General features: G+C 69.1%; 30 protein-coding genes and 1 pseudogene. 6 read left to right on the forward strand and 25 right to left on the reverse strand.

The genetic code is table 11. From position 1 onward, the window contains the following. The gene (locus QNH85_RS12670) at positions 1 to 219 is read left to right on the forward strand and encodes a hypothetical protein (RefSeq protein ID WP_282946959.1); all 219 of its coding nucleotides are present in this window, start codon (positions 1 to 3) and stop codon (positions 217 to 219) included. Between the two features lie 3 nt (positions 220 to 222). Here the strand turns inward: QNH85_RS12670 and QNH85_RS12675 are convergent, their stop codons facing one another. The 11 genes from QNH85_RS12675 to QNH85_RS12725 form a co-directional block, all read right to left on the reverse strand. Further along, complete coding sequence (locus QNH85_RS12675; protein WP_282946960.1) at positions 223 to 480, reverse strand: hypothetical protein; 258 nt, start codon at positions 478 to 480, stop codon at positions 223 to 225. A 62-nt stretch (positions 481 to 542) separates the two neighbouring features. Continuing rightward, positions 543 to 902, reverse strand: a complete 360-nt coding sequence (locus QNH85_RS12680) for a hypothetical protein (protein WP_282946961.1) — start codon at positions 900 to 902, stop codon at positions 543 to 545. An 18-nt stretch (positions 903 to 920) separates the two neighbouring features. Next, positions 921 to 1,277, reverse strand: coding sequence for a hypothetical protein (locus tag QNH85_RS12685; RefSeq protein ID WP_282946963.1), 357 nt, complete (start codon positions 1,275 to 1,277; stop codon positions 921 to 923). Next, a complete protein-coding gene (locus QNH85_RS12690; RefSeq protein ID WP_282946965.1) occupies positions 1,277 to 2,203 on the reverse strand; it encodes a phage major capsid protein in 927 nt (308 codons plus the stop codon). The genes QNH85_RS12685 and QNH85_RS12690 overlap by 1 nt, the downstream gene beginning before the upstream one ends. Before the next feature lie 13 nt (positions 2,204 to 2,216). Next, positions 2,217 to 2,576, reverse strand: coding sequence for a capsid cement protein (locus tag QNH85_RS12695; protein ID WP_282946966.1), 360 nt, complete (start codon positions 2,574 to 2,576; stop codon positions 2,217 to 2,219). A gap of 2 nt (positions 2,577 to 2,578) precedes the next feature. Continuing rightward, a complete protein-coding gene (locus tag QNH85_RS12700) occupies positions 2,579 to 3,823 on the reverse strand; it encodes a head maturation protease, ClpP-related (protein ID WP_282946967.1) in 1,245 nt (414 codons plus the stop codon). Then, positions 3,820 to 5,085, reverse strand: a complete 1,266-nt coding sequence (locus tag QNH85_RS12705; RefSeq protein WP_282946968.1) for a phage portal protein family protein — start codon at positions 5,083 to 5,085, stop codon at positions 3,820 to 3,822. Before QNH85_RS12705 ends, QNH85_RS12700 begins: the two co-directional genes overlap by 4 nt. A 10-nt stretch (positions 5,086 to 5,095) precedes the next feature. Next, positions 5,096 to 6,589, reverse strand: a complete 1,494-nt coding sequence (locus QNH85_RS12710) for a terminase large subunit (protein ID WP_282946970.1) — start codon at positions 6,587 to 6,589, stop codon at positions 5,096 to 5,098. Between the two features lie 148 nt (positions 6,590 to 6,737). Next, on the reverse strand, positions 6,738 to 7,100 hold the full coding sequence (locus tag QNH85_RS12715) for a terminase small subunit (protein WP_282946972.1): 363 nt from the start codon (positions 7,098 to 7,100) through the stop codon (positions 6,738 to 6,740). Positions 7,101 to 7,211: 111 nt separating this feature from the next. Next, on the reverse strand, positions 7,212 to 7,367 hold the full coding sequence (locus QNH85_RS12720) for a hypothetical protein (protein WP_282946973.1): 156 nt from the start codon (positions 7,365 to 7,367) through the stop codon (positions 7,212 to 7,214). Positions 7,368 to 7,369: 2 nt separating this feature from the next. Further along, complete coding sequence (locus QNH85_RS12725) at positions 7,370 to 7,693, reverse strand: hypothetical protein (protein ID WP_282946974.1); 324 nt, start codon at positions 7,691 to 7,693, stop codon at positions 7,370 to 7,372. Positions 7,694 to 7,836: 143 nt separating this feature from the next. Between QNH85_RS12725 and QNH85_RS12730 the strand changes: the two genes are divergently transcribed. Both QNH85_RS12730 and QNH85_RS12735 read left to right on the forward strand, forming a co-directional pair. Beyond that, positions 7,837 to 8,067 (forward strand): DUF2188 domain-containing protein, encoded by a 231-nt coding sequence (locus tag QNH85_RS12730; protein WP_282946976.1) that lies wholly within the window; start codon positions 7,837 to 7,839, stop codon positions 8,065 to 8,067. Between the two features lie 14 nt (positions 8,068 to 8,081). Continuing rightward, positions 8,082 to 8,255: a hypothetical protein gene (locus tag QNH85_RS12735; RefSeq protein ID WP_282947105.1), complete on the forward strand. Its 174-nt coding sequence runs from the start codon at positions 8,082 to 8,084 to the stop codon at positions 8,253 to 8,255. A gap of 36 nt (positions 8,256 to 8,291) precedes the next feature. Here the strand turns inward: QNH85_RS12735 and QNH85_RS12740 are convergent. Next, positions 8,292 to 8,597, reverse strand: a pseudogene (locus tag QNH85_RS12740) (transposase); the annotation flags it as partial. Between the two features lie 137 nt (positions 8,598 to 8,734). Here QNH85_RS12740 and QNH85_RS12745 point away from each other — a divergent pair. Further along, positions 8,735 to 9,442 carry a hypothetical protein gene (locus tag QNH85_RS12745; RefSeq protein WP_282946978.1) on the forward strand — a complete coding sequence of 236 codons (708 nt, stop codon included), beginning with the start codon at positions 8,735 to 8,737 and terminating at the stop codon, positions 9,440 to 9,442. Between the two features lie 509 nt (positions 9,443 to 9,951). On the opposite strand, the gene QNH85_RS12750 is transcribed toward QNH85_RS12745, so the two are convergent. Next, positions 9,952 to 10,698 (reverse strand): hypothetical protein, encoded by a 747-nt coding sequence (locus QNH85_RS12750; protein ID WP_282946979.1) that lies wholly within the window; start codon positions 10,696 to 10,698, stop codon positions 9,952 to 9,954. A 203-nt stretch (positions 10,699 to 10,901) separates the two neighbouring features. Between QNH85_RS12750 and QNH85_RS12755 the strand changes: the two genes are divergently transcribed. Beyond that, positions 10,902 to 11,465: a hypothetical protein gene (locus QNH85_RS12755; RefSeq protein WP_282946980.1), complete on the forward strand. Its 564-nt coding sequence runs from the start codon at positions 10,902 to 10,904 to the stop codon at positions 11,463 to 11,465. 25 nt (positions 11,466 to 11,490) lie between these two features. Here the strand turns inward: QNH85_RS12755 and QNH85_RS12760 are convergent, their stop codons facing one another. From QNH85_RS12760 to QNH85_RS12770, 3 genes are read right to left on the reverse strand one after another with little or no spacing between them, the layout of a single operon-like run. Then, positions 11,491 to 12,528 carry a hypothetical protein gene (locus tag QNH85_RS12760; protein ID WP_282946981.1) on the reverse strand — a complete coding sequence of 346 codons (1,038 nt, stop codon included), beginning with the start codon at positions 12,526 to 12,528 and terminating at the stop codon, positions 11,491 to 11,493. A 40-nt stretch (positions 12,529 to 12,568) separates the two neighbouring features. Then, a complete protein-coding gene (locus tag QNH85_RS12765; protein WP_282946983.1) occupies positions 12,569 to 13,846 on the reverse strand; it encodes a replicative DNA helicase in 1,278 nt (425 codons plus the stop codon). Continuing rightward, the gene (locus tag QNH85_RS12770) at positions 13,843 to 14,781 is read right to left on the reverse strand and encodes a hypothetical protein (protein ID WP_282946985.1); all 939 of its coding nucleotides are present in this window, start codon (positions 14,779 to 14,781) and stop codon (positions 13,843 to 13,845) included. The genes QNH85_RS12765 and QNH85_RS12770 overlap by 4 nt, the downstream gene beginning before the upstream one ends. Positions 14,782 to 14,853: 72 nt before the next feature. Here QNH85_RS12770 and QNH85_RS12775 point away from each other — a divergent pair, with 72 nt between their 5' ends. Then, positions 14,854 to 15,405, forward strand: a complete 552-nt coding sequence (locus tag QNH85_RS12775) for a hypothetical protein (protein ID WP_282946987.1) — start codon at positions 14,854 to 14,856, stop codon at positions 15,403 to 15,405. Between the two features lie 16 nt (positions 15,406 to 15,421). On the opposite strand, the gene QNH85_RS12780 is transcribed toward QNH85_RS12775, so the two are convergent. Genes QNH85_RS12780 through QNH85_RS12815 form a run of 9 tightly spaced genes read right to left on the reverse strand, consistent with a single transcriptional unit; the run spans position 15,422 to position 19,366 of the window. After that, positions 15,422 to 16,033 (reverse strand): hypothetical protein, encoded by a 612-nt coding sequence (locus QNH85_RS12780; RefSeq protein ID WP_282946989.1) that lies wholly within the window; start codon positions 16,031 to 16,033, stop codon positions 15,422 to 15,424. Continuing rightward, positions 16,030 to 16,221: a hypothetical protein gene (locus QNH85_RS12785; protein ID WP_282946991.1), complete on the reverse strand. Its 192-nt coding sequence runs from the start codon at positions 16,219 to 16,221 to the stop codon at positions 16,030 to 16,032. Before QNH85_RS12785 ends, QNH85_RS12780 begins: the two co-directional genes overlap by 4 nt. Beyond that, positions 16,218 to 16,775 (reverse strand): hypothetical protein, encoded by a 558-nt coding sequence (locus QNH85_RS12790; protein WP_282946992.1) that lies wholly within the window; start codon positions 16,773 to 16,775, stop codon positions 16,218 to 16,220. The genes QNH85_RS12785 and QNH85_RS12790 overlap by 4 nt, the downstream gene beginning before the upstream one ends. Beyond that, positions 16,772 to 17,158 (reverse strand): DUF6907 domain-containing protein, encoded by a 387-nt coding sequence (locus QNH85_RS20035; RefSeq protein ID WP_428830403.1) that lies wholly within the window; start codon positions 17,156 to 17,158, stop codon positions 16,772 to 16,774. The genes QNH85_RS12790 and QNH85_RS20035 overlap by 4 nt, the downstream gene beginning before the upstream one ends. Further along, positions 17,151 to 17,834 (reverse strand): hypothetical protein, encoded by a 684-nt coding sequence (locus QNH85_RS12795; RefSeq protein WP_282946993.1) that lies wholly within the window; start codon positions 17,832 to 17,834, stop codon positions 17,151 to 17,153. Before QNH85_RS12795 ends, QNH85_RS20035 begins: the two co-directional genes overlap by 8 nt. Further along, a complete protein-coding gene (locus QNH85_RS12800; protein ID WP_282946994.1) occupies positions 17,834 to 18,352 on the reverse strand; it encodes a hypothetical protein in 519 nt (172 codons plus the stop codon). Before QNH85_RS12800 ends, QNH85_RS12795 begins: the two co-directional genes overlap by 1 nt. Further along, a complete protein-coding gene (locus QNH85_RS12805; protein ID WP_282946995.1) occupies positions 18,349 to 18,969 on the reverse strand; it encodes a hypothetical protein in 621 nt (206 codons plus the stop codon). The genes QNH85_RS12800 and QNH85_RS12805 overlap by 4 nt, the downstream gene beginning before the upstream one ends. Continuing rightward, positions 18,966 to 19,175, reverse strand: coding sequence for a hypothetical protein (locus tag QNH85_RS12810; protein ID WP_282946997.1), 210 nt, complete (start codon positions 19,173 to 19,175; stop codon positions 18,966 to 18,968). The genes QNH85_RS12805 and QNH85_RS12810 overlap by 4 nt, the downstream gene beginning before the upstream one ends. Continuing rightward, complete coding sequence (locus tag QNH85_RS12815; RefSeq protein WP_282946999.1) at positions 19,172 to 19,366, reverse strand: helix-turn-helix transcriptional regulator; 195 nt, start codon at positions 19,364 to 19,366, stop codon at positions 19,172 to 19,174. The genes QNH85_RS12810 and QNH85_RS12815 overlap by 4 nt, the downstream gene beginning before the upstream one ends. Positions 19,367 to 19,428: the final 62 nt, after the last annotated feature.

The following is a 19,428-nucleotide window of genomic DNA, read 5'->3' on the forward strand; positions in this document are numbered from 1 at the left end:
ATGACCGAGAAGACACGGCGACCTACCGCGCGGCTCGTACTTGGCGCGTGGATCGCGCTACCGCTCGGGGTGGCCCTCCTCATCGGCGCCGACGCCGCCAACACGGGCGGCCTGGCGTCGGTCATGGCGCCGGCAGGGTGGATAGCCATCGCAGCCGGCATCGGCTTGGCGGGGTGGGCATCCGTGCGCAAGGCGCGAAACGCCGATCTGGGCCGCTAGTCGCTACTCCAGCCTCAGCAGCAGGTGCGCGTCGAGCGGCGGGTCGTGCGGGTTCACGGCCGCGCTGAGCACCCGGGCCTCACGCTGGTAGGGCTGCCCCGGCCACACCGTGACCAGGGAGCCCAGCGGGACGTGCTCCGGCAGGGCGAGGGTGACCCGGGTGGACGAGACGACCTCGCGGCCGTCGGCGTCCCGCACGAGCGTCTGCTCGTCGATGACCTCGGCAGCGAGCGTGCGGGGCGGCCCGTAGGTCGAGCCCATGCCACCCCCGCCGGTCCGATTCCGAACACTGACGGCGTGGGGGTAGAAGAACGCGCCCCATGTCACGGGTACTCCTCCGGCGGCCAGATGCGGCACGCGACCGTCGAGACGGGGAAGTGCCCGATGGGCGCGCCTGCCGCCGCGACTGTGCTGCACAGCGCCCGCAGAGAGGAGCGGTCGTCCGTGGTGAACGCGGACGAGAAGTCGGCCCACGTGACGCTGGTGCCGTTGCGGGACTGCGACCGCATCCGCCCCGTGCCGGCGGGCGGGAGCTCGGTCGCGACACCCTTGAGGATCGCGATCGCGTCCTTCCGGAGCTCGCCGGTCAGGGAGTCGAGACAGGGGGCGATGGAGCGCGCCGCGGCGATCAGACGCCGCGCCACGTCCTCGTCCAGGCCGGGAAGGTCGGTCGGTCCGATCATCTCCACCGCCCCCTCTCGTCACTCGCTGGCAGGTGCGTCGACGAGCGCCTTCACGGCGTCGACGTCGGCGTCCTCGGGGACCTCACGGCCCAGGGCCTGCGCGTACTCGACCCACTTCGCGAGACCCGCGTTGCCGCGGGGTCGCTTAGGGGACTCGTCGCTGTCGCCATTGGCCTCGTCGCCGTCACCGTCACCGTTCTCGCCGGTGTCGCCCGGCTCGGACTCGGCGACGGTCTCGATGAGGCCGTTCGCGAGCAGGTGCTCGAGGACGTCCTCCGCGACACCCCCGGGCAAGACCGCACCCCGCTCGAGGAAGAACGCCCGACCCCCCGCGATGACCTGCACCGCGGGGCTCGTCACGACGTGGCCGGCCATCACAGGCCCGTGCCGGTGATCTTGACGGCGGCCCCGGGGTTCACCACGATCGGCACGTCGGGCTTGCGGACCTGGATCCGGGTGGCGTCGTTCTTCTCGCGGAAGCGAGCGACCTCCACGTTCGAGCCGTTGTTGGCGGCGATCGAGCCGAGCGAGATGTACTCGGGCGAGGGGATGTCCTCGTGGCCGATGCCACCGAGCCGGTCGGCGTCCACGACGAGCGGGACCCAGCCGGCGGGCAGGTCGGGCGAGCTGACCCAGTCGACCCCGAGGATGTTCGGGAACGAGCCCGCGAGGATCGGGTTCCCGGCCTCGCGCGGCAGGAGCGGGAGCAGCACCGGTGCGGCCGCGGCCCACTGCGTGTCCGTCAGGACGACGCTCGTGGCGCGGTAGCCCTTCTGCTTGCCCTTGATCGCGGCCTTGGCGGCCTCGACGTTCGCCACGATCGTGGCCGCGCTGGTCCACGCACCGCCGGCGGTCGTCCCGGTCACAGCCGAGACGATCGCCGAGATCGAGGCGGCGTCGAACTGCGAGATCAGGTCGTAGGCGAGCATCTGGATGGCGCGCTCGATCGGGTCCATCCGCGTGCGACCGACCTGCTCGTCCGCGATCTCGGTGCCGAGGCCCTTCTTGAGGGCCGCGACGAGGACCGCGACGTCCTGCGGGAGCGCGGTGAGCGGGTACTCGCCGCCCGGGGCGACGGTCTCGGCCTGGGAGCCGGAGGAGATCGCCTCGTCCGGGGTGTACGCGACCGCGCCACCGACCATCGTGTACTTGCCCCGGAGCAGGTAGTGCGCGAGGAAGTTGTGGTCGGCGAGGATCTCGGCGAAGCGCCGCGCGATCAGCGTCGGGGAGGCCAGGAAGGCCAGCGCCTGAGCGACGCTCACGTTGGTGAGCGTCGAGGCGGGGATCGGGTAGTTCAGCATGAGAGTCCCTTCCTCAGGCTCGGACGATCTGGACGAGCTGGTCCGCCGCGGTCGCGGCGTTCAGCGAGAGGCCGAGCACGCGGCCTGTGGTGGCCGTCTGGGCCTTGCCGGCGGCGGCGGCCTCGACGTTGACGCCCGCCGCGATGGCAGCGGCCGCGACGACGGTGTCCACCGCGCTGGCCAGGTGCACGATGACCTGGTCGCCAATGGCGGCGTCGTGACCGGCGGTGCCGATCGCCTTCGTGGAGGCGGCGCCGGCGGTGCCGACCTGGCGGTTGCCGGTGACCTCGACGGCGCGGCCGCCGGTGATCGCGGTCGTCGCGGTGAACGAGACGGCCTGGCCGGGCTTGAACAGGGGCAGGTGGTCGGCCATGGTCAGGCTCCCTTCGGGGTTCCGTAGATCGAGCCGTACAGCGCGTCGTCGGAGGTGGCCTCCGGGCCGGACTCGCCGATCTCGGCGACCGGGACGGTGTTCTTCGGCATGGACTCGAGCAGCGCCTTCGTGCCGTCCTCGTCCTTGTCGAGCTGGGCGCGCCACGCGTCGCGGGACGCCGGGGCGATCCGGCCGTCCTTGAGCGCCGACGTGACGATGCCGTCACGCCGCTGCGCGTCGAGCGTCTCCGCGGCCTTGCGGCCCGCGGCGGCGTCCGCGACGAGCTGCTCGTGCACGGCCTTGTCGAGGACGAGTGCGCTGTCGGGGAGGGTGGCGACCGTGGCCGCCTTGGGCTCGGTCTGCTCGGAGAGCGCCTCGTCGAGAGCCGCGATCAGCGTCTCCTCCGACGCCGTGGCGTCGGTCACGCCGAGCCGCTCCCGGAGCGTTGCCTTGAAGTCGTCGCTCACGACGGACTCCTTCCGGTTGGTGTTGCCCGGCTCGGACGAGACCGGGGGCATGGGGGTGCGGCTGTACGCCGCGATCTGGGTGAGGAAGGCGGAGTCGTCGACGTCGTCGTCTAGCGGGACCACGACGATCTCCGGGTCCTCGCCGACGGTCTCGGCCTCGCCCGCGTCGGGCACGACGGCCACGCGATCGGCCAGGCCCAGCTCAACAGCCTCGGCCGCGGTGAGCCACGTCTCCCCAGCGAGCAGCGCCGCCCAGTCGGCGTCGCCGGCCTTCGCCTGGTAGATCTCGGTGATCGCCGCCTCGAAGCTGTCGAGGGTGTCAGCGGCCTTGCGCATCTCGACCGCGTTGCCCCAGACGATCGTGGACGGCGAGTGGATCATCATCTGCGTCCCGGGCGACATCACGGTCTCGTCGCACCCGGCCGCGATGACCGAGGCGGCCGATGCCGCCATGCCGTCGACGACAGCGGTCACCCCCGCCTTGTGTGCTCGCAGCATGTTCAGGATCGCCACCGCCTCGGTGACCTCACCGCCGGGAGAGTTGATCCGGAGGAGCACCTGCGTCACCGACTCCGGCAGAGCGTCGAGCACCTGACCGACGTCCTTGGTCGAGATCCCCCAGTACCCGCCGTACGAGTCGATCGGCCCGTACATGCGGATCGTCGCGACCGTGCCCTCGCCGACGGGGGCCGGGGTCGTGATCGCGTCGAAGAACTCCGCCTTCGTCTTCGGCAGCGGCTTGCTGCCCCAGAAGCGATTCGCCCGCTTGGCGTCGGTCATGCTGCCTCCTCGGTTCCTGCGGCGGCACGCGCCACGGCGTCGTCCTTCGGGGGCAGCTTGAAGCGCTGCCTCAGGTACTCCTCGGTCGCGCGGTCGGTGCGGATCGCGCCGCAGTCCACGAGCGCCTTGACGGCCTCGGCAGTGATCGGCTGCTCCTCGCCGATCGTCGCCGGGACCAGCCGCGGCGCCGGCTCGGTCGGTCCGAAGTTCACGTCCACCAAGTCCTCGACGACGTGCGCCTGGCAGGTGTTCGCGATGTGCAGCGCCACCGCGTTCAGTGACCCCACGAAGAACTCCGCGAACGTCGACCCGAGCGCCCACGACCCCGTCTCGGACCCGAGGTTCAGGAAGTGCGCCAGGACCGCGCGCGCGATCTGCTCGTCGTGGTACCGGATCGGCTTGTCGGTGTCCGCCCGGTTGCCGGTCACGCCCATGAGCGTGAACTCGGCCTCGGCGGGGATCGACGCTCCCGCGTCCTGCCCCGCCCGGGTCGCCTTCGCCAGGGTCAGGCCGTCCTTCTTCTGCGTCTCGACCCAGGCCAACGCCTCCGCCTCGGACAGGTTCTCGGGCACCGGGGCGCCCTTGTAGACGGGGATGCCCAGGCTGTTGCGCTCGACCCCGACGGCCTGCGCGCGCAGCGTCCGGTCCTTGAGCAGCCAGTTCTTGTAGGCCGTGCGCAGCAGCGACGTCCCTACCCAGTTCGCGCCCTCGCGCTCGTTCACGTACACCACAAGGCGGTCGACCGGGATGCGCGGCATCCGACCGGTCGTACCCCACTGCTCGACCGCGACCAGGCCACCATCTGCGGCGACGTCCCACTTCGCGATCGTCCTCGGCGGACGCCACGCGAGCTTCCGCAGCCGGACCCTGCCGTCGTCGTCGACCCGGTACACCTGCTCGAACACGCTGTGCCCGAACACGAGCTCGAGCAGCGCGAGGCGCAGGTGCTCGTCGAAGTCGAACCGGTCCCGGGTGCGCGTCGGCGCCGAGTGGTCGCGGCCCTTCACGGGCAGTCCGAACGAGTCGGCCACCAGGTCCACGACCTCGTCGCGGGCGCCAGCCGGGTCGATCATCCACGTCGTCCGGCGGATCGGGAACGTCACCGCCCGCAGCACCGACCCCACCTGGGCGTCCTCGCGACGCATCTTGTCGAACACCTCGACCGACTTCGGCCAGACCAGCGCCGGGTTCGTCTCGCCCGTGTCGTCCGCCAGGGCAGTCCACCCCGGAAGGGCCCCGCTCTGGTAGCCGATCTCGGCCATGCGGACCCCCCTAGAACGATGCGGTGAGGAGGCTCTCCTCGGATGGACCAGTCGACTCGCCGTCAAGCACCGCAGCGCGCGGCGTCGGAGGAGCGGGCTTCTTCGGCTCGGGCTTGAGGTTCTCGAGGGCGTACAGCGCCCAGGTCATCGCGCACACCCCGGCGACATCCACGGGCTTGGACGCCTCGCGCGACCAGAGGCGGTTCTCGGCGTACTTCGTCGCCAGACCGCCCTCGATCGCGAGGTCGACGTCGGGCTGCTCGGTCAGGACCAGCGTCCGGTCGCGCACTACGTGGTCGTGCATCTGGCCCGTCGCGATCGCGCACGTCGGCCGGTCCATCTGGTGCACCGTCAGCAGCGGCTTCCCGTCGTCGCCGACGAGCGCCTCGAGCAGCGGGATCAGCTCGACCGACGGGCAGCCCTGCGCCTGGACCGCGACCTCACGCTGCCCCGACTCCTCAGCCAGTTCGCGCAGGTACTCGACCGCCCACACGATGCCCGCGCGCTTCGTGCGCACGATGACGAACGAGCGTCCGTCCTCGGTCTTCACCGCAGCCGCGACCCACGTCGTCGACCGGTCCGCGGAGGTGTCCACCGACCAGACCGTGCGTGCACCCTTCGGGATGCGCAGATCGGCCGGCGAGACCTGCCGGGCCTTCCAGTCAGTCGGCTCGATGTACGGCTCGACGTTCTGCGTCACCCACTGACACAGAACCTCGATGCGCTCGACGCTCTTGTTCTTCGCCTCCGCCGCCGTCTGCATCAGCCCGTCGAGCGTCATGCCCGGCAGGTACCCAGCGGACGGGTTCGCCTGCGCGAACGCCTCCCGATCGTCGAGCGACGCGTCCGGCTTCGCCGACCACTCCGCCACGAACCACTGCGCACCCGGCTTCTCGACCGACTCGTGCGCGATCTGCCGGACGTCCTTGAGGACCACCGACCGGTACGTGCCCGCGTTCGAGAACGCCAGCAGCAGCGAGTCGAACATCGCCGTCGCCGACTTCTCGATCGCCGACCAGCCCTCGTAGTCGTACTGCTGCCGCAGCTCGTCGAGGATCAGCCGCGCCGAGGAGTACCCGCGGGCCCCGTCGAACGTCCGCGGCCGGTACACCGCGCCCTCGTGCGTGACGAGCTCGGTCTCACCGTTGACCATCCGCGGCATCCGCGTCGCCGCCTGCAGCAGCGGCACCCGGTCGTAGGCGATCCCGATCTTCGGGTCATCCGGCCCGCCCCACTGGCGAACCTGCGACCACGGCTTCATCGCGATGTCGAGCTTCTGCGCCGCACCCACGATCACGAAGTCCCGGGGGTTCACCTGCAGCGGCCACCGCACCGAGTCGATGTACAGGAAGAACGCCGCCAGGATCGCAGCCACCAGCGTCTTGCCGTTCTGCCGGGCGACGATCACCAGCGCCTTGCGGAACCGCAGCGTGCCGTCCGCGTTCAGCTCGAGCATGTGGATCAGGAGCCACCGCTCCCACGGGATCAGCTCCACCCCGAGCACAGCCGCGAACGCGATCGCCTCGAACCCACGCGACGTCGCAGGGCTCAGCGCACAGCCACACCCGCACGGCCCAGGCTCACCCTCCGCCAGCGGCCTCGTGAAGATCCGCGGCGTCGTGAACCCGTGCGTGATGACCGACACGCGCCGATCACCCCACCTCCGGAACCAGCGCCAGGCCCTTGCGCATCTCGGTCAACGCCTGCTGCGACGACGAGGCTGTCGACGCAGGCCCCGGCTTCGCCTTCTCCGCCGCCGGCGGCACAAGCTGCAGCGCGTCGAGGTACTTGAGGAACGACGGAAGCGACACGTTGTCGTTGGTCGGCACCTGAGGGCGCCCCTCGTTCTGGTTCGCGTCGTCGATCGCCCACTCCACGATCACGTCCCACGCGTCGATCTTCCGAGCGAGCGCACGGGCCGCCTCGATCGCCGCCGCGTCACGCACGGTCAGGTGCTTCGCGTCCGCAACCGCCTCCTCAAGGGCGTCGAGCAGCGGCGTGTGCATCTTCGTCATGACCCTCCTCGCGCGCGACCCCCCGGTCGGCAACCCCGGGGAGAGAGGACGGCTCCCCCTGGCGGTCGGCCCCCCCGATGGTCCGGGCTGGATTTTCTGGCGGTCTCGGGCTCAGAGTCGGCCGAGGAGCCACCGAAGCGCAGGCTCGAGCACGTCGGCCATGAGGATGCGCCCGACGTTGTGCATGGCGCGGTGCACGTCGCGGAGGTCGCTGATCGTGCGCGTCTCGTCGGGGCCGATCTGGTCGCACGTCTCGCACCCGCTCATGGTCACCACCACGCTTCGATCGCTTCTCCGAGCCCGGTTGAGGGTGCTCGGTTCCCGCGGTTCTGGTTGCAGAGCATGTGGCTGTGTCGCCAGTTGCTCGTGTCGTGCTGCAGCTCGGGGTGGGTCGACACGGGGTGGTAGTGGTCGAGGTTGTGGGAGTCGGGCGTGGTGTTGGGCTCGACGTCGTAGGCGATGCGCTGCTTGCAGAGCCAGCAGTTCGCGAGGTGACGCGTGGCCGGATCGGCGTCGAGGCGCTTCCCCTCGAGAAAGAACGCTGATCGCGCCGCCTTCATCGCTCGGGTGTCGGAGCGTGCGTTGCTCGCCATCGTCTGCCCTCGCTCCGGTGTCCCGGCTCTTGCCGTGCTCGAGGAACGCGAGCGTCGTTCCGCCCCGCTCGGGTGCGCGGTCTGGCACGCTGGTCGCGGTGCGATGGCGCATCCGGCGCCGCGCCAGATCGAAGGGTCAGGCCATGGCCACGAACAGGAACGTCGTGCCCAACTCCGAGGGCGGGTGGGACGTGACCGGCGCCGGCGAGCGGCGCTCGGCTCACGCCGACACGCAGGCGGAGGCGATCGCGCGGGCGAAGGAGATCGTTCACAACGCCGGGGGCGGCGAGGTCAGCATCCACGGGCGCGACGGCAAGGTCCGCGCGAAGGACACTGTCGACCCGGGCAACGACCCGCGGAACATCCCGGGCTGATCCGGCGCACAGTCATGGGACTCGAGTACACCGTGGTGCCCGTGCCCGTGTCCGGGCAGCTCGGCCGGCCAGAGAAGTTCGTCCGCGAGACGTCCGGGAAGCTCGGCGAGATGGCCGCTGATGGGTGGCATCTCGTGACGGTGGACCAGTTCTGGGCGTACATGGAACGCAAGACCGACGAGGACTAGGGCGCGTCTCCTAACCGCTTCAAGCAGAGGATGATTCGCGCGTAGGACGGTGGCTCCGCGGTAGGTCACGGCGTGCTTGTCGTAGCGGGTCGCGAGCCCTCGCCATTGCTTGAGGTGGGCGAAGGCGCGTTCGATGACGTTGCGGGCCTCGGTAGTCGACCGGGTCGAAGGCCGGTGGCCGGCCGCCGACCGCACCACGGCGCTTGCGGGTTGCTGACTTGGTCCGAGGGTTCGGGGATGACAGCGCCCATCCCGCGCGAGCGCAGCAGGGGCGCGGTGGGCGCGCGCGGAGTACGCCTTGTCCGCCCGCACCCGGTCCGGGCGGGTTCGGTCAGCTCCTGACCCACTGTGAGTCACTTTCACCCCTGGTTGCGGCCCCTGACCATCCTCCCCGGAGGCCGGGGCCGCTAACTTGGACTCGACCTGGAGGATGGCGATCCGGGTCGCCCACCACTGCGCCGGACCCAAGGGGGATGTTCGTGGCACTCAATGACCGACTCGGGCGCCGAGTCATTGCGCCGCTCGCTCTGAGTGCGGCGTTCATCGGCTTGTCGGCGTGTTCGGGGTCTGAACAGCGGCCTCCAGCTCCCGAGCCGAACGTCGCCGCGACGACCTCCGTGCCGTCGGCCAGCCCGACGGCAGCGTTCACGGTCCCGGCCGTTCCCTCTGAGGCTCTGCGCCTATCGAACGATCTGCCGCCAGAGCAACTCGTGCTGGCCACTCTTCAACTTCGTTCTGACTGGTTCACCGCAGGCGCCACCGACGCTACTGCACAAACGACCTACGATGCGTGGCGCAACTATTTTAACGGTGGGATAGAGGACTTCAAGTCTGAACTCGCTCGGCAGAACGCTGAATACTACGCCGCAGCGCTATTGCCCGACGAGTGGCGAGGCGATTCGTACGCCACGGCCATCTACGATGACATGGTCGCGCGGAATATGCAGTTCATCGAGAGCGCCATCGCGCGAGTGTCGGACGGAATGCCGATGATCGGATACCAGTTCACGGTTGACAGCGTTGTGCAGAACGAGTTCACTTCCGATGAAATCCGCTTGATCGAGTTTGACCTGCACGAAACATTCCTAAATAACCCAACACTGCCTGAACAAGACTCGCACGCCATCTATAGGTATAAGATTGAGGATGACGGAACCGCCCGTCTTCTGGAGATCCTCTACACGTAGGCCAGTCAATCGCTCCTGCGCGAGGTCGCTCCGGCGATGTCTAGGAGGGAATACGCGACCGACAGCTGCGCACATCGGCCCGCGGCCGTCTCGCCCGGCTGCTTCGACGTCCAGGGCGCGTTCCTGGTTCAAGTGGTCGTCCAGTGAGCCGCTAGAGATCGCGAGAGCACCCCGACGTGCTCGATCGATACGGCGTGCAGTGGATGGAGCCCCGCACGGCGGCCCCGGGGTGCATCGCCTATGAAGATGTCTTCCAAGTTGTGGCCGCCCCGTACGCCTGCCGACGCCGATTGGTGGCTCCACGACGATCGCCTGGACCGTGTCGAGGCTACGACGAAGGCCCGGCGCTCTCGGTGTCTCACCGTGTGCGTCGGGCCTCGTTCTGGGCATGCCACACCCTCGCGGCGGTGACAGTCCCAGAGTAGCACTAGACGCCTGGCCCTCCACAGATTGGCCTGCGCTACCTCACCGCCGGCCCTGGGGCTGGCGCCGCACTGGGGCTTCGCCGTTCATCGGGTTCCGCACCCGGTGTCTCCGGTTGCGACTGCGAGGTAGAACGACCCTGACTCCATGAGGCAGTCGGTCAGCAACGTGTCTCCATCGCCTGCCAGCTGACGCCCGATGGCAAACATCGTAGGAGTTTGAAGAGCGCCGACGATCGCGTCCGCGTCGGCTTCCGGAACAGCGACCGGGCGGTACAGGGCGCCACTTGCGCGCACCGTCGAGGTGGTGCCCATGGGGATTCCGTCGCTTGCGGGCGTGTCCCCGACCAGCGACTGCGGCATCCCCGACACCGTGCACCACTGCGACGTGTTCGAGTTGAACGCCTCCTCCCACAGATAGCCGATCGGGGCGGTGCATACGGGGCTGTCCGCGGGCCACACCGGCTCCACGACGACCCTGGCGAAGGGTGCGTTGCGGTCGGGAGTGGCGTTCGTCAACTCGCCAGAGAACGTGTACTTCCATGACACGAGTGCCTCGCCTGGTTTGGCGTTCGCCACGTCCTTGGTCGCCGATCCGGAGGCTTCGAGCAGCTTCACGGAGTACTGGTAGCCGTCTGCATCAGTCCAGGCGTGTTCGAGTACAGGCGTCACTGATTCAACGGTTGCTTCAGGCTCGGCCGTCTCTGTGGCCACCTCGGCAGGGGGCTGAGGTTCGCTCACCACTTCCTCCCCGGGGGGTTCCTGCTGAGAACAGCCCGCGAGCGACGCGAGAAGTGCCGCCGCGATGATGATCCCCTTGCGCGTGTCCGACATGCGCTGATCATCGAGCCGGAGGCGGAGCACCAACAAGGGTCGAAGGCCCTTCGGTCGATGCCGCATGCGAAATTTCACCCGCTCCTCAACGGCTAGGCCCGCAGGTCCGGGCGAGTCCGAAGGCGAAAGGCCTCTCCAAGCAGCCTGCGGCGGTGGCATAGTGAGCCACGCTTCCCTAACGATGATCATGGAAGGAGAACTCCGTGACCCCTACTGCACGTGGCCTGCGGGTCACGGTCGGCTGTGCAGCGCTGGTCGGCCTGTTCTTGGCAGGTTGTTCTTCCGCGCCTGGCGGTGAGACGGAGGGCGCGCCCTCTCAGAGCGGCGCCTCGGACGACGCCGTCTCCGCCGACGGCGTCGCACCCGAAGAGACCGCTCCAGACGCCCCACTGGCCGCCGACCCGGTACCGGTTGACGTCTTGTGCGTCGCGGTCGGAGTCGACGAGTTCACCATTGACTTGGGAACGGTGAACGAACTGGTTGGCCCCGGCATGCCGACCCCACAGTGCGCGTGGGAGCTCGGCGGAACCAACTTCGGCTACATCGGCATGGATATCTACGCATTGCGCGATGCGGTGGTGAACGAAGGTTTCACGCAGGTCGAGGACAAGCCTGTGGAGGACCACTTGAGGAACGTCGCCGACGACCGCCTGCACATGATCACTCTTCAACGAGGAGATCAGTCCGTCAGACTTCAGAACGGAAACTCCCTCTCTAACGACGGAAACGATTACCCGCCGGACAATGTCCGTCTGACCCTGTCCTAGGACCCCTGCGCTCTCGAACTGGGGCCTACTGCGGAGAGGGCACGGTTGCGCGGTCGGAATTGGTCGTAGCGCGCTCGGCGATGTCACCAAGTCGATAGAGCGGCATGCCGCGGACGTCCGTGCCGTGTTCGGGCAGCTGCCGTTCGGCGCCGGCTTCGGCGCGCTCGCGGTCGCGCTTGAGCCAGACGTTGATGGTGTTCCGCTTGAGGTTGACGAGGATCCGGCGGGCGTCGTCGAGCGTCACGAGGGTGTCGGGGTTCGTGGTGGCCAGGTCGTGGAATGTCGCGCGCAGGGCGCGGGCGAAGTGAGCTCGGGTGGGCCAGGTGGTGTGGCAGCGGGTGCAGGTGTGGGTGTCGTCGAGGCCGGCGTTGGTCCACTTCTGGACGACGGTGCCTCCGCAGTCGGGGCAGGGGACCTCGGAGCGAACTGGCGCCTTGGATGCGCCGGTGAGGAACCGGAGTCGGCCGATGAGGTCGCGGAGGTCGGCCCGGTAGTCGGTCCAAGTGTCGGCGTGCTGGGCGGCCCAGGCGGTGTTTGCGGCGAGGTACTCGACGGTGTCGTTCAGGGCCGTGGTCTGCGGGTCGGGCTGCTGCTGGGCGTCGCGCCAGGCCTCTTCCCAGAACGTGAGGACCGCGCGGACTGACGGGGGGTCGCGGCGTTCGGCGTCGAGGAGGGCCGGGTCGATGGTCGACTCGTTGCGCCCGAGGCGCGTCTTGTCAGCGGTGCCGCCTGCGGCCATGACCATGGCGGTACCGCCGATCATGGTGGGCTCAGTGCTGCGGGTCTTCTTGCCGCCGGTGCGGTCGTAGCGGATGGCGTGGAGGCCGGCGGCTGCGGCGATGACGTCGGGGAGGAGCGAGTAGAGGTCGCGGATCTCGCGGATGTCGTTGCGGGCGCGGGACACGCAGTGGTCGCAGACGCGTCCGTGGGTGTCGAGGATCCGGTGGCAGGTGGCGCACTGGGTGGCGGTGGCCGGGCAGATCGCGCAGGCCCACGTGCGAGGGGTGTCGTCGGTCTGGGTGGTCTCGGTCCAGTCGTGCTGGTGGTTGGCGGTGCTGGTCATGCGAAGTGCCTCTCGTTGGCGGGGACGAGGGAGGGTCGGGTCAGGCTGCGGGGTAGGACGGGCTCCATCCGCGGGTCTTCATGTGCGAGTACCAGCCCTCGCGGATGACCTTGAAGTCACCGCGAGCACCGTGTCGGTTCTTCGCGACGAGAACGTCGAGGTCGGTCTCGTCGGTCGGGTTGCCTTCGTGCAGGAGCAGGACGACGTCGGCGTCCTGCTCGATGGCGCCGGACTCTCGAAGGTCGCCGAGCGATGGGCGCTTGTCGGCGCGCTGCTCGGGTCCACGGTTGAGCTGGGAGAGCGCAATCACCGGGATGTTCATCTCCTTCGCGAGTACCTTCAGGCCGCGGGAGTACGAGGCGATGAGCTCGTGCCTGGGCCGGCGGTCACCGGACGGGGCCTCCATGAGCTGCAGGTAGTCGACGACCATCGCCGCGACGGGCCCCTTGCGGGACAGGGTCCGTGCGTGCGACTTCACGTCGGTGAGGGAGATCGCGGACCGGTCGTCGATGCTGATGCGGAGGTCCGTCAGGTCGGGCATCTTCCCGGCGATCTTGTCCCAGTCGACTGGACTGAGGTTCCGGCTGTCGATGCGCCCGATGTGGACCTGAGCGACGTTCGCAATGAGGCGGCCATGGAGTTCGGTCTCCGGCATTTCGAGGGAGTTGATGCCGACATACCCGTGTTGGGCGAGTCCGAGCGCAGCGTCGATCGCGATGATCGACTTCCCGACGCCCGGGCGGGCAGCGACGACGTAAAGCGCGCCAGGGCGCCACCCGCGGATGAGGTCGTTCAACGCGTCCCACGGAGTCGGGATCGCTGATGACGGCTGGCTGATCGCATCCAGGGTCTCGGTGATGGTCTCGCCGACGAGGCGGACGTCAGCCGTCCCACGGCGCACGGCGTCGAGCTCGCCGCGGAGGATCTCAACGACCTCGTCGACGTTCTCGAACTCGGTGAGGAGTTGGTTGCCGCGGATGAACATCGATCCGAGGCGCCGACGGGTGGCGTAGTCCGCGACGAGCCGCGCGTACCGGTCGGCGGTAGCCGCGATCGGTGCCTCGGTGTAGATCTGGTGGATCCACAAGGCGTCCACGGGTCGCAGGTCCAAGTCGGAGTCGCGGGTGGTGTCGACGACGGCGCTGACGCTTGCGGCGTCCGTCGGCTCCCCGCGCTCGCGGAGCCGGGTGATGATGCGCCAGACCGCTGCGTTGGCCGGGGTGCCGAAGTCCGCGACGTCTACGTCGATGCCGTCGAGCGCGGAGGGCTTCGCGAGGGCGATTCCGATGAGCGCCCGCTCGGGGTGCAGGTCGTTCACTCCGGTCCTCTCTGGTACTGCCGGTCCCACGCTGAGACGGGTTCCTGCGTCTGACGTTGGGCGGGCTGAGCCTTGGTCAGCCAGTTGCGGAATGCGGCGTCCCAGTCCCGCACTCGGCGGTCGTTGGTCTGGGCGTGGTTTCGGAACCGCATCGCCTCGAAGCCGAGGTCGGCACGCCTCTCCTGGGCCTGCAGCGCGTGCTTCTCGTTGGGCGCCCAGTCATCCGGGATCGGACGCTCCGGACGGCGTCTGCTCGTGGTCCTCTGCTGCGCTGCGTCGGACGCGTCAGCGTCCGGAACGCCGGGGAGCAAAGGAGTAGGAGAAGGAGAAGGAGTAGGGGGTACACCACCGCCCGGGTCAGGCCGGGGGTCAGCATCCGGCGCGCTGATAGCCAGGACCGGGGTCACCGTGGGGGTCACGCTAAGGGTCAGCCCCGGGGCGAACGGGTCGGTCGGCAGGGGGCGGGAGCGGGGGTCAACGGCGGGCTGTGACAGCACTCCGCGCACCTGGTCCTTCTTCCAGGCGGCGATGTCTGGCTCGAGCTGCTGGAGCTTCTGCGTCTCGCGGACGATGACACCGCGGATGCCGTTGGACGCGACCTCGGCATAGGCGTTCGCGAACGAGACGGCGAGGTTCGCCTGCCGCATGAGCCCGTCGAAGCGGACGTAGGAGCGCACGAGGCACTCCTCGGTGTCGCGGTCGATCACGATGAACAGCCGTGCCTCAAGGCAGGCTGCGGCGGCCTCGACCTCGGCGCGAGTCCAACCTCCGGCCATCGGGGCGAGGCGGGCCGGCCGCCAGTCCACGACGCCGGCGTAGGACAGCCCGGGGTGGGTCCACAGGACGAAGTAGAGGTGCTGCGCGAGCGGCGGGAGCGCGCGGAAGTCGGCGTCCTGCCAGATCGCGGTGTTCAGGAACGAACGGTCACGTCCCATCAGGAACCACTCGATTCATGGGTACCAGTCCTAAGCCTCAGGAGCGTCTGAGGGCGGTCGATAGGACTGACGATGGAAATCTGGGTCGCCTCACTTGGACTGATCGGCGTTGTCGGCACCGCCTTGATCAGCAGATGGCCCGCGCTCAGTGGGGATGGTCGCCTACGGGACTCGATCGCCCGCGACACGGCGCTGTGGGAGAAGTTGCCCCCCGGCAAGGGGCGTGACGACTTCGCTGACCACATCGCGAACCGGGCGAAGTCACTCCAGGAACGACGGACGGCCGAGCGGGACCGCCAGCAGGAGACGTGGGCCGCCGCGACGACCGCCATGGTGATCGCGTACATACTTCTCGTTGCCGCCTCGGCAATCGAGGGCTCTCGTGTGTGGCTCGAGTCGGTCGTGGCCTTGCTGTACGTGTTCGGAGGCGTCGCAGCCGTTGTAGGCGTCCTGCTCGCCATTGCCACCGTCGTGCCGCCGATCTGGAAGGCCCTCAGAGTCCTGTGGGCATGGTCCGAGCGGCTTCTCCGCTTCATCGGGAGATGGCTTGCGGTGGTGGGCCGCAAGCGTGGCGTTGAAAGCGGCGCGTCGGTCTCGGAGAGCAGCTCCACGGAAGGTCCGTAGGGGCCAGCGGCGCGCATCAGGCCACCGCCTCGGCGGCTGCGACGAGCGCGAGGACAGCAGCCGCGAGTTCGCCGTCGGTGCCGTTGCCGTAGGCGTGTTCGAGAGCGTCGAGCAGGATGTCGTCGCCGGCGAAGTGTCGGTCGAGCATCTTCCCGGCGCGGAGGGCGGCCCTGCGCAGGCTGACCGGCTCGGCACCCAGGATCAGCCCGGGTGAGCCGAGGTCCTCGTCGTCGCCCTCGCCGGAGGGCTGCTCGGTGAGCACGTCCCACCCGATGACGTCGTCGTCGGGGTTGCGCCAGTTCGCGAACCACGACACGTCGCTGACGATCGACTGGGCGAGCAGGCGCCGTTCGTCGCGGCTGGGTGCTTCCGTGAGGGCCCGGTCGATCGCGTCGGCGGCGATCGACCGGAGCTGGTACAGCCGTAGGGTCGGGTCAGACAGGGCGCAGGTCGGGCAGACGGCACGATCACTCTCGGCTGGCCACACCAGGTGCCACGTCCGGGTCCGGAACTCCGACGCACAGCGGGTGCACGTCTTGTCCCCTGAGCCGCTGGCGTTCAGCGGAAGCACGTAGGACGTGGGGCCTGCGGGCTGGTGCAGCTGCACCACGTTGTCGTTGGTGGTCATCCCAGGGCTCCGTTCCCGTAGAGGAGTTCGAGGGCGGCGCGGTACGCGTCCAGGTCGGGCTGTGTGAACCGCTCGCGGATGTCCCGGTGAGCGGTGCGGGGGTCGGCGATGCCGTACCTGTCGAGCAGCTGCGAGATGACGGCCTGTGCCTCGCGGGTGCTGTCGCTGACGGGCGGGGTGGTGGTCATCGGACCTCCTCGATGACATGCGGCCCGGAGGGGTCGACGACCCACTCGGACTCGCCGTGCCTCCCGAACTTCCATTCCGGGGTGATGTGGGCCATGAGCCACGGCGGCCGGACCGTCGTGCGGTACAGCCGGGCTCCCGTCCCCGGGAAGCGGTTGGCGAACCAGCGGGCCAGGTCGACGTCCTCAGTCCAGGACCAGCCGCGGGCGTGCTCCGGGACGGCGCCGCGGTAGAGCGTCACAGGCTCGGTCGGGCGGGTGGTCTTGATCCCGTCACGCGTGAAGCCGACGTCGTCGAACAACCAGCTCCACTCGTCCGGCGGCATCGCGATCGTGGGAAACTCGGCCATCTGCCAGGCGGACACCAAACCGTGGGCAAACACCTCGTCCGGCAGCAGGCACGACAAGTGCAGGTTGATCACCAGAGCGGGGAAGGAGTTCCGCCCGACGAGCGCACCGGCCGCCTCAATCTCGGCGATGGTCAGGTGCTCGCCACGGGACTCGAACCACGAGACCAGGGGGTCCACGTCAAGGATCACCGGCAGGTCGGCGGTCATGCTGCGCCTCCCTGGGACATCAGCGAGACGGTCGCGAGCAGGGCGTCCGCGAGCGCCTTCGCCTCGTCGAGCGTCAGTCGCAGGACCTCCGTGTCCCCGTGGTCCACCCGGACTTCGTCCCGTCGGAGGTGGTGCCGCCCGGAGCCGTACACGGTCGCCGTCTCGGGGGCGAATGTCCCGTCAACGCACTCCTGCGACGGGTAGAACGACAGCGCTACCGATGTGGTGAGGGTCGGGCACCACTGGTCGGCGGGGTGCGACTCAGCGGGATGGCCATCGCCGTCCGTGCACCAGGGGTGGCAGTCGACGAGTGGTGCTTCCGCGATGCCTGCGCGCCCCAGTGACGCGCGCTGCTCGGCGACGAGCTCCGGGGACCTAGGCACGGGCGGCCTCCTCCGTCTCGGTGAGGTGGGTCGCGTAGCGGATGAGCTCGTCGGCGAGCACGAGCGCCTGCTCGGCGGTCAGGCCGAGGAAGTCGCCGACGGTCACCATCGGGAGGCGGACGGAGCTGGCGCCGGTCGGGTCGACGCGCTCGTAGACCTGCGGCTTGACCTCGAGCGACCCCTCATCGGTGTCGATCTGGAAGCGCTCGCTGTACTCGGGGCCGCTGTTCGTCCAGCGGTGGCGGGTGCCTTCGTGCTCGACGTCCCACTCGTCCGGCTGCCCCATCTCGACGCTGCCTGCCTCGATGAGCCGCGCCGTCGCGATGAGCTGGTGACCGAGGTCCTTGGTCTCGTCGGCAGTGAGCCAGGAGACGCCGTGGGACCCGCTCGTGGTGCTGTACGTACGGGTGTCGCCCCCGTTCAGCTCCACGCCGACGTGCCCCATGAAGTCGATCGGGCGGATGGTGATCTCGGGTGCGCCTTCGGGTGCGCTCCGCCACTCCCCAGCGTCCGATGCGTCGATCGCGAGGGCACGCGGATGTCCGTAGTGGGAGGCGTAGTCCCCGTCGCTGTCGTGTCCCAGGAAGCACTCCGCGGTGTCGCACCAGGCGCGGTGGTCGTTAGGGCTGACCGCGTGGTCAGCGGCGGTGCTTCTGGTGGTGTCGGTGGTGGTCATCACTCGATCCCGCTCCACTCGTGCTCGGCCTTGATGAGGTCATGGACCGTGCTCGGGTCCAGGAGGATGCGGTTCAGGACGCACCCGAACGTGCTGATGTCGCAGACAGGTCCGGTGCCGTCGCTGCACCCCGGGACGTCGCACTCGCTGCCGCCGCCCGCGTCCTCGATCCAGATGCGCAGGGCCTTGCGCAGCGACAGGTGCGGGCGGCCACCCTCGGCGGCAGTGAGGAGTTCGGCGGCGGTGCACAGCGCGTCGGCGACGTCCCGACAACCGTGCGCGTCGAGGTTCGCGGCGATCACGCGCGCCTGCGGGCGACCGTTGGTCCACCCGTAGCCCTCGCCCGTCACACCCTCGCCGACGTACTGCTCCACGGTCACGGCGAGGTCCTCGTTGCGCTGCAGGTACGAGTGCCAGACCGTCTCGTAGACGATCTCTGCGGTGTGCTTCTCGCTGCCCGCGTGGATCCGGTCGTGGTTCGAGCACCAGTCCGGGCAGGTCGGCTTCGGCGCGCTCATGCCGACGCCGCGGTTCGGGCGATGCGGCGGCCCGCGATGACGCGGCCCCAGCGGGACCGTCCACTGGAGGCGTCCGTCATCTCGCCCTGGGTCCGGTACGTCTTGCCGACCGGGCCCCAGTGGGTGCGCACGTACCCGGTGCCGTGCCAGCCGAAGTACCGCCAGGTGTGGTCCCCGCGGACGCGCTCGTCGCCGTCCGCCTCAGCCGTGCACCACTCGGGACAGATCGAGATCTTCGGCGGCGCGGTGGTGGTCCGCTCGATCTCGTCGAGAGCATCGCGAAGCCACGAGTTGAAGCCTCGGAGCTCGTCGATGTTCGTCGTACCCGGGACGCTCAGGACAACCCGTCGGGTCCCCCACGTCTCCGACCACGTGGTGCAGGTGCGAGCGACGTAGACCTCCACGGTCCCGGCCGGCTGCTCCAGACGGAACGGCGTCGACCGGTGGTCGACAACCGTCTCGAGACCGCTGTTGTCGACCGAGCAGAAGTCCTCGTCACACCACGACGGGTGCGGTACTGTCTCCTTCATCTTCTTCTCCTGATCAGGGGTGAGGATCACGCCCGAGACCGGTTGCCGCCGGTGCTCGGGCATCGCGTTGTCCTCCGCGGCGCTCATGCGTCGGGCAGGGAGTCGAGCCACGCCGCGAGGTCGCGGGCAAGAACGATGCGCCGCCCGCGCGAGTCGCGCTTGGCACGCAGCGGCGGCGGGAACGACGCCGGGTCGGTCGCCTTGATCGCTCGCTCGAGCGTGTCTGCCGAGAAGGGCGTGAGGTCGGCGGCTTCCCGGACGGTGAGCGCGACGCGCTCCGCGAGCGCGGTCATGCCGTGGCCTCGATGTCAGCCGCGTCGTACTGCTCCTGCACCCACGCGTTGACGTCCTCGCGTTTGGCGACTACGCGCCCGGCGAGCATGAACGTCTTCGGGCCTCGACCCGAGGCTCGAAGCGACCGGAGCGTGTTGATCGGAACGCCCGTTTGCTCGCTGATCTCGGGCAACTTGAGAAGGTCACTCATCCCGCTCCTGTGTGTGTGAGGCACCGAAGTCCACTTCGGTGTGTGTGGAGTCAGCATGACAC

The organism is Cellulomonas endometrii, from assembly GCF_949769265.1.
Classification (GTDB): domain Bacteria; phylum Actinomycetota; class Actinomycetes; order Actinomycetales; family Cellulomonadaceae; genus Cellulomonas; species Cellulomonas endometrii.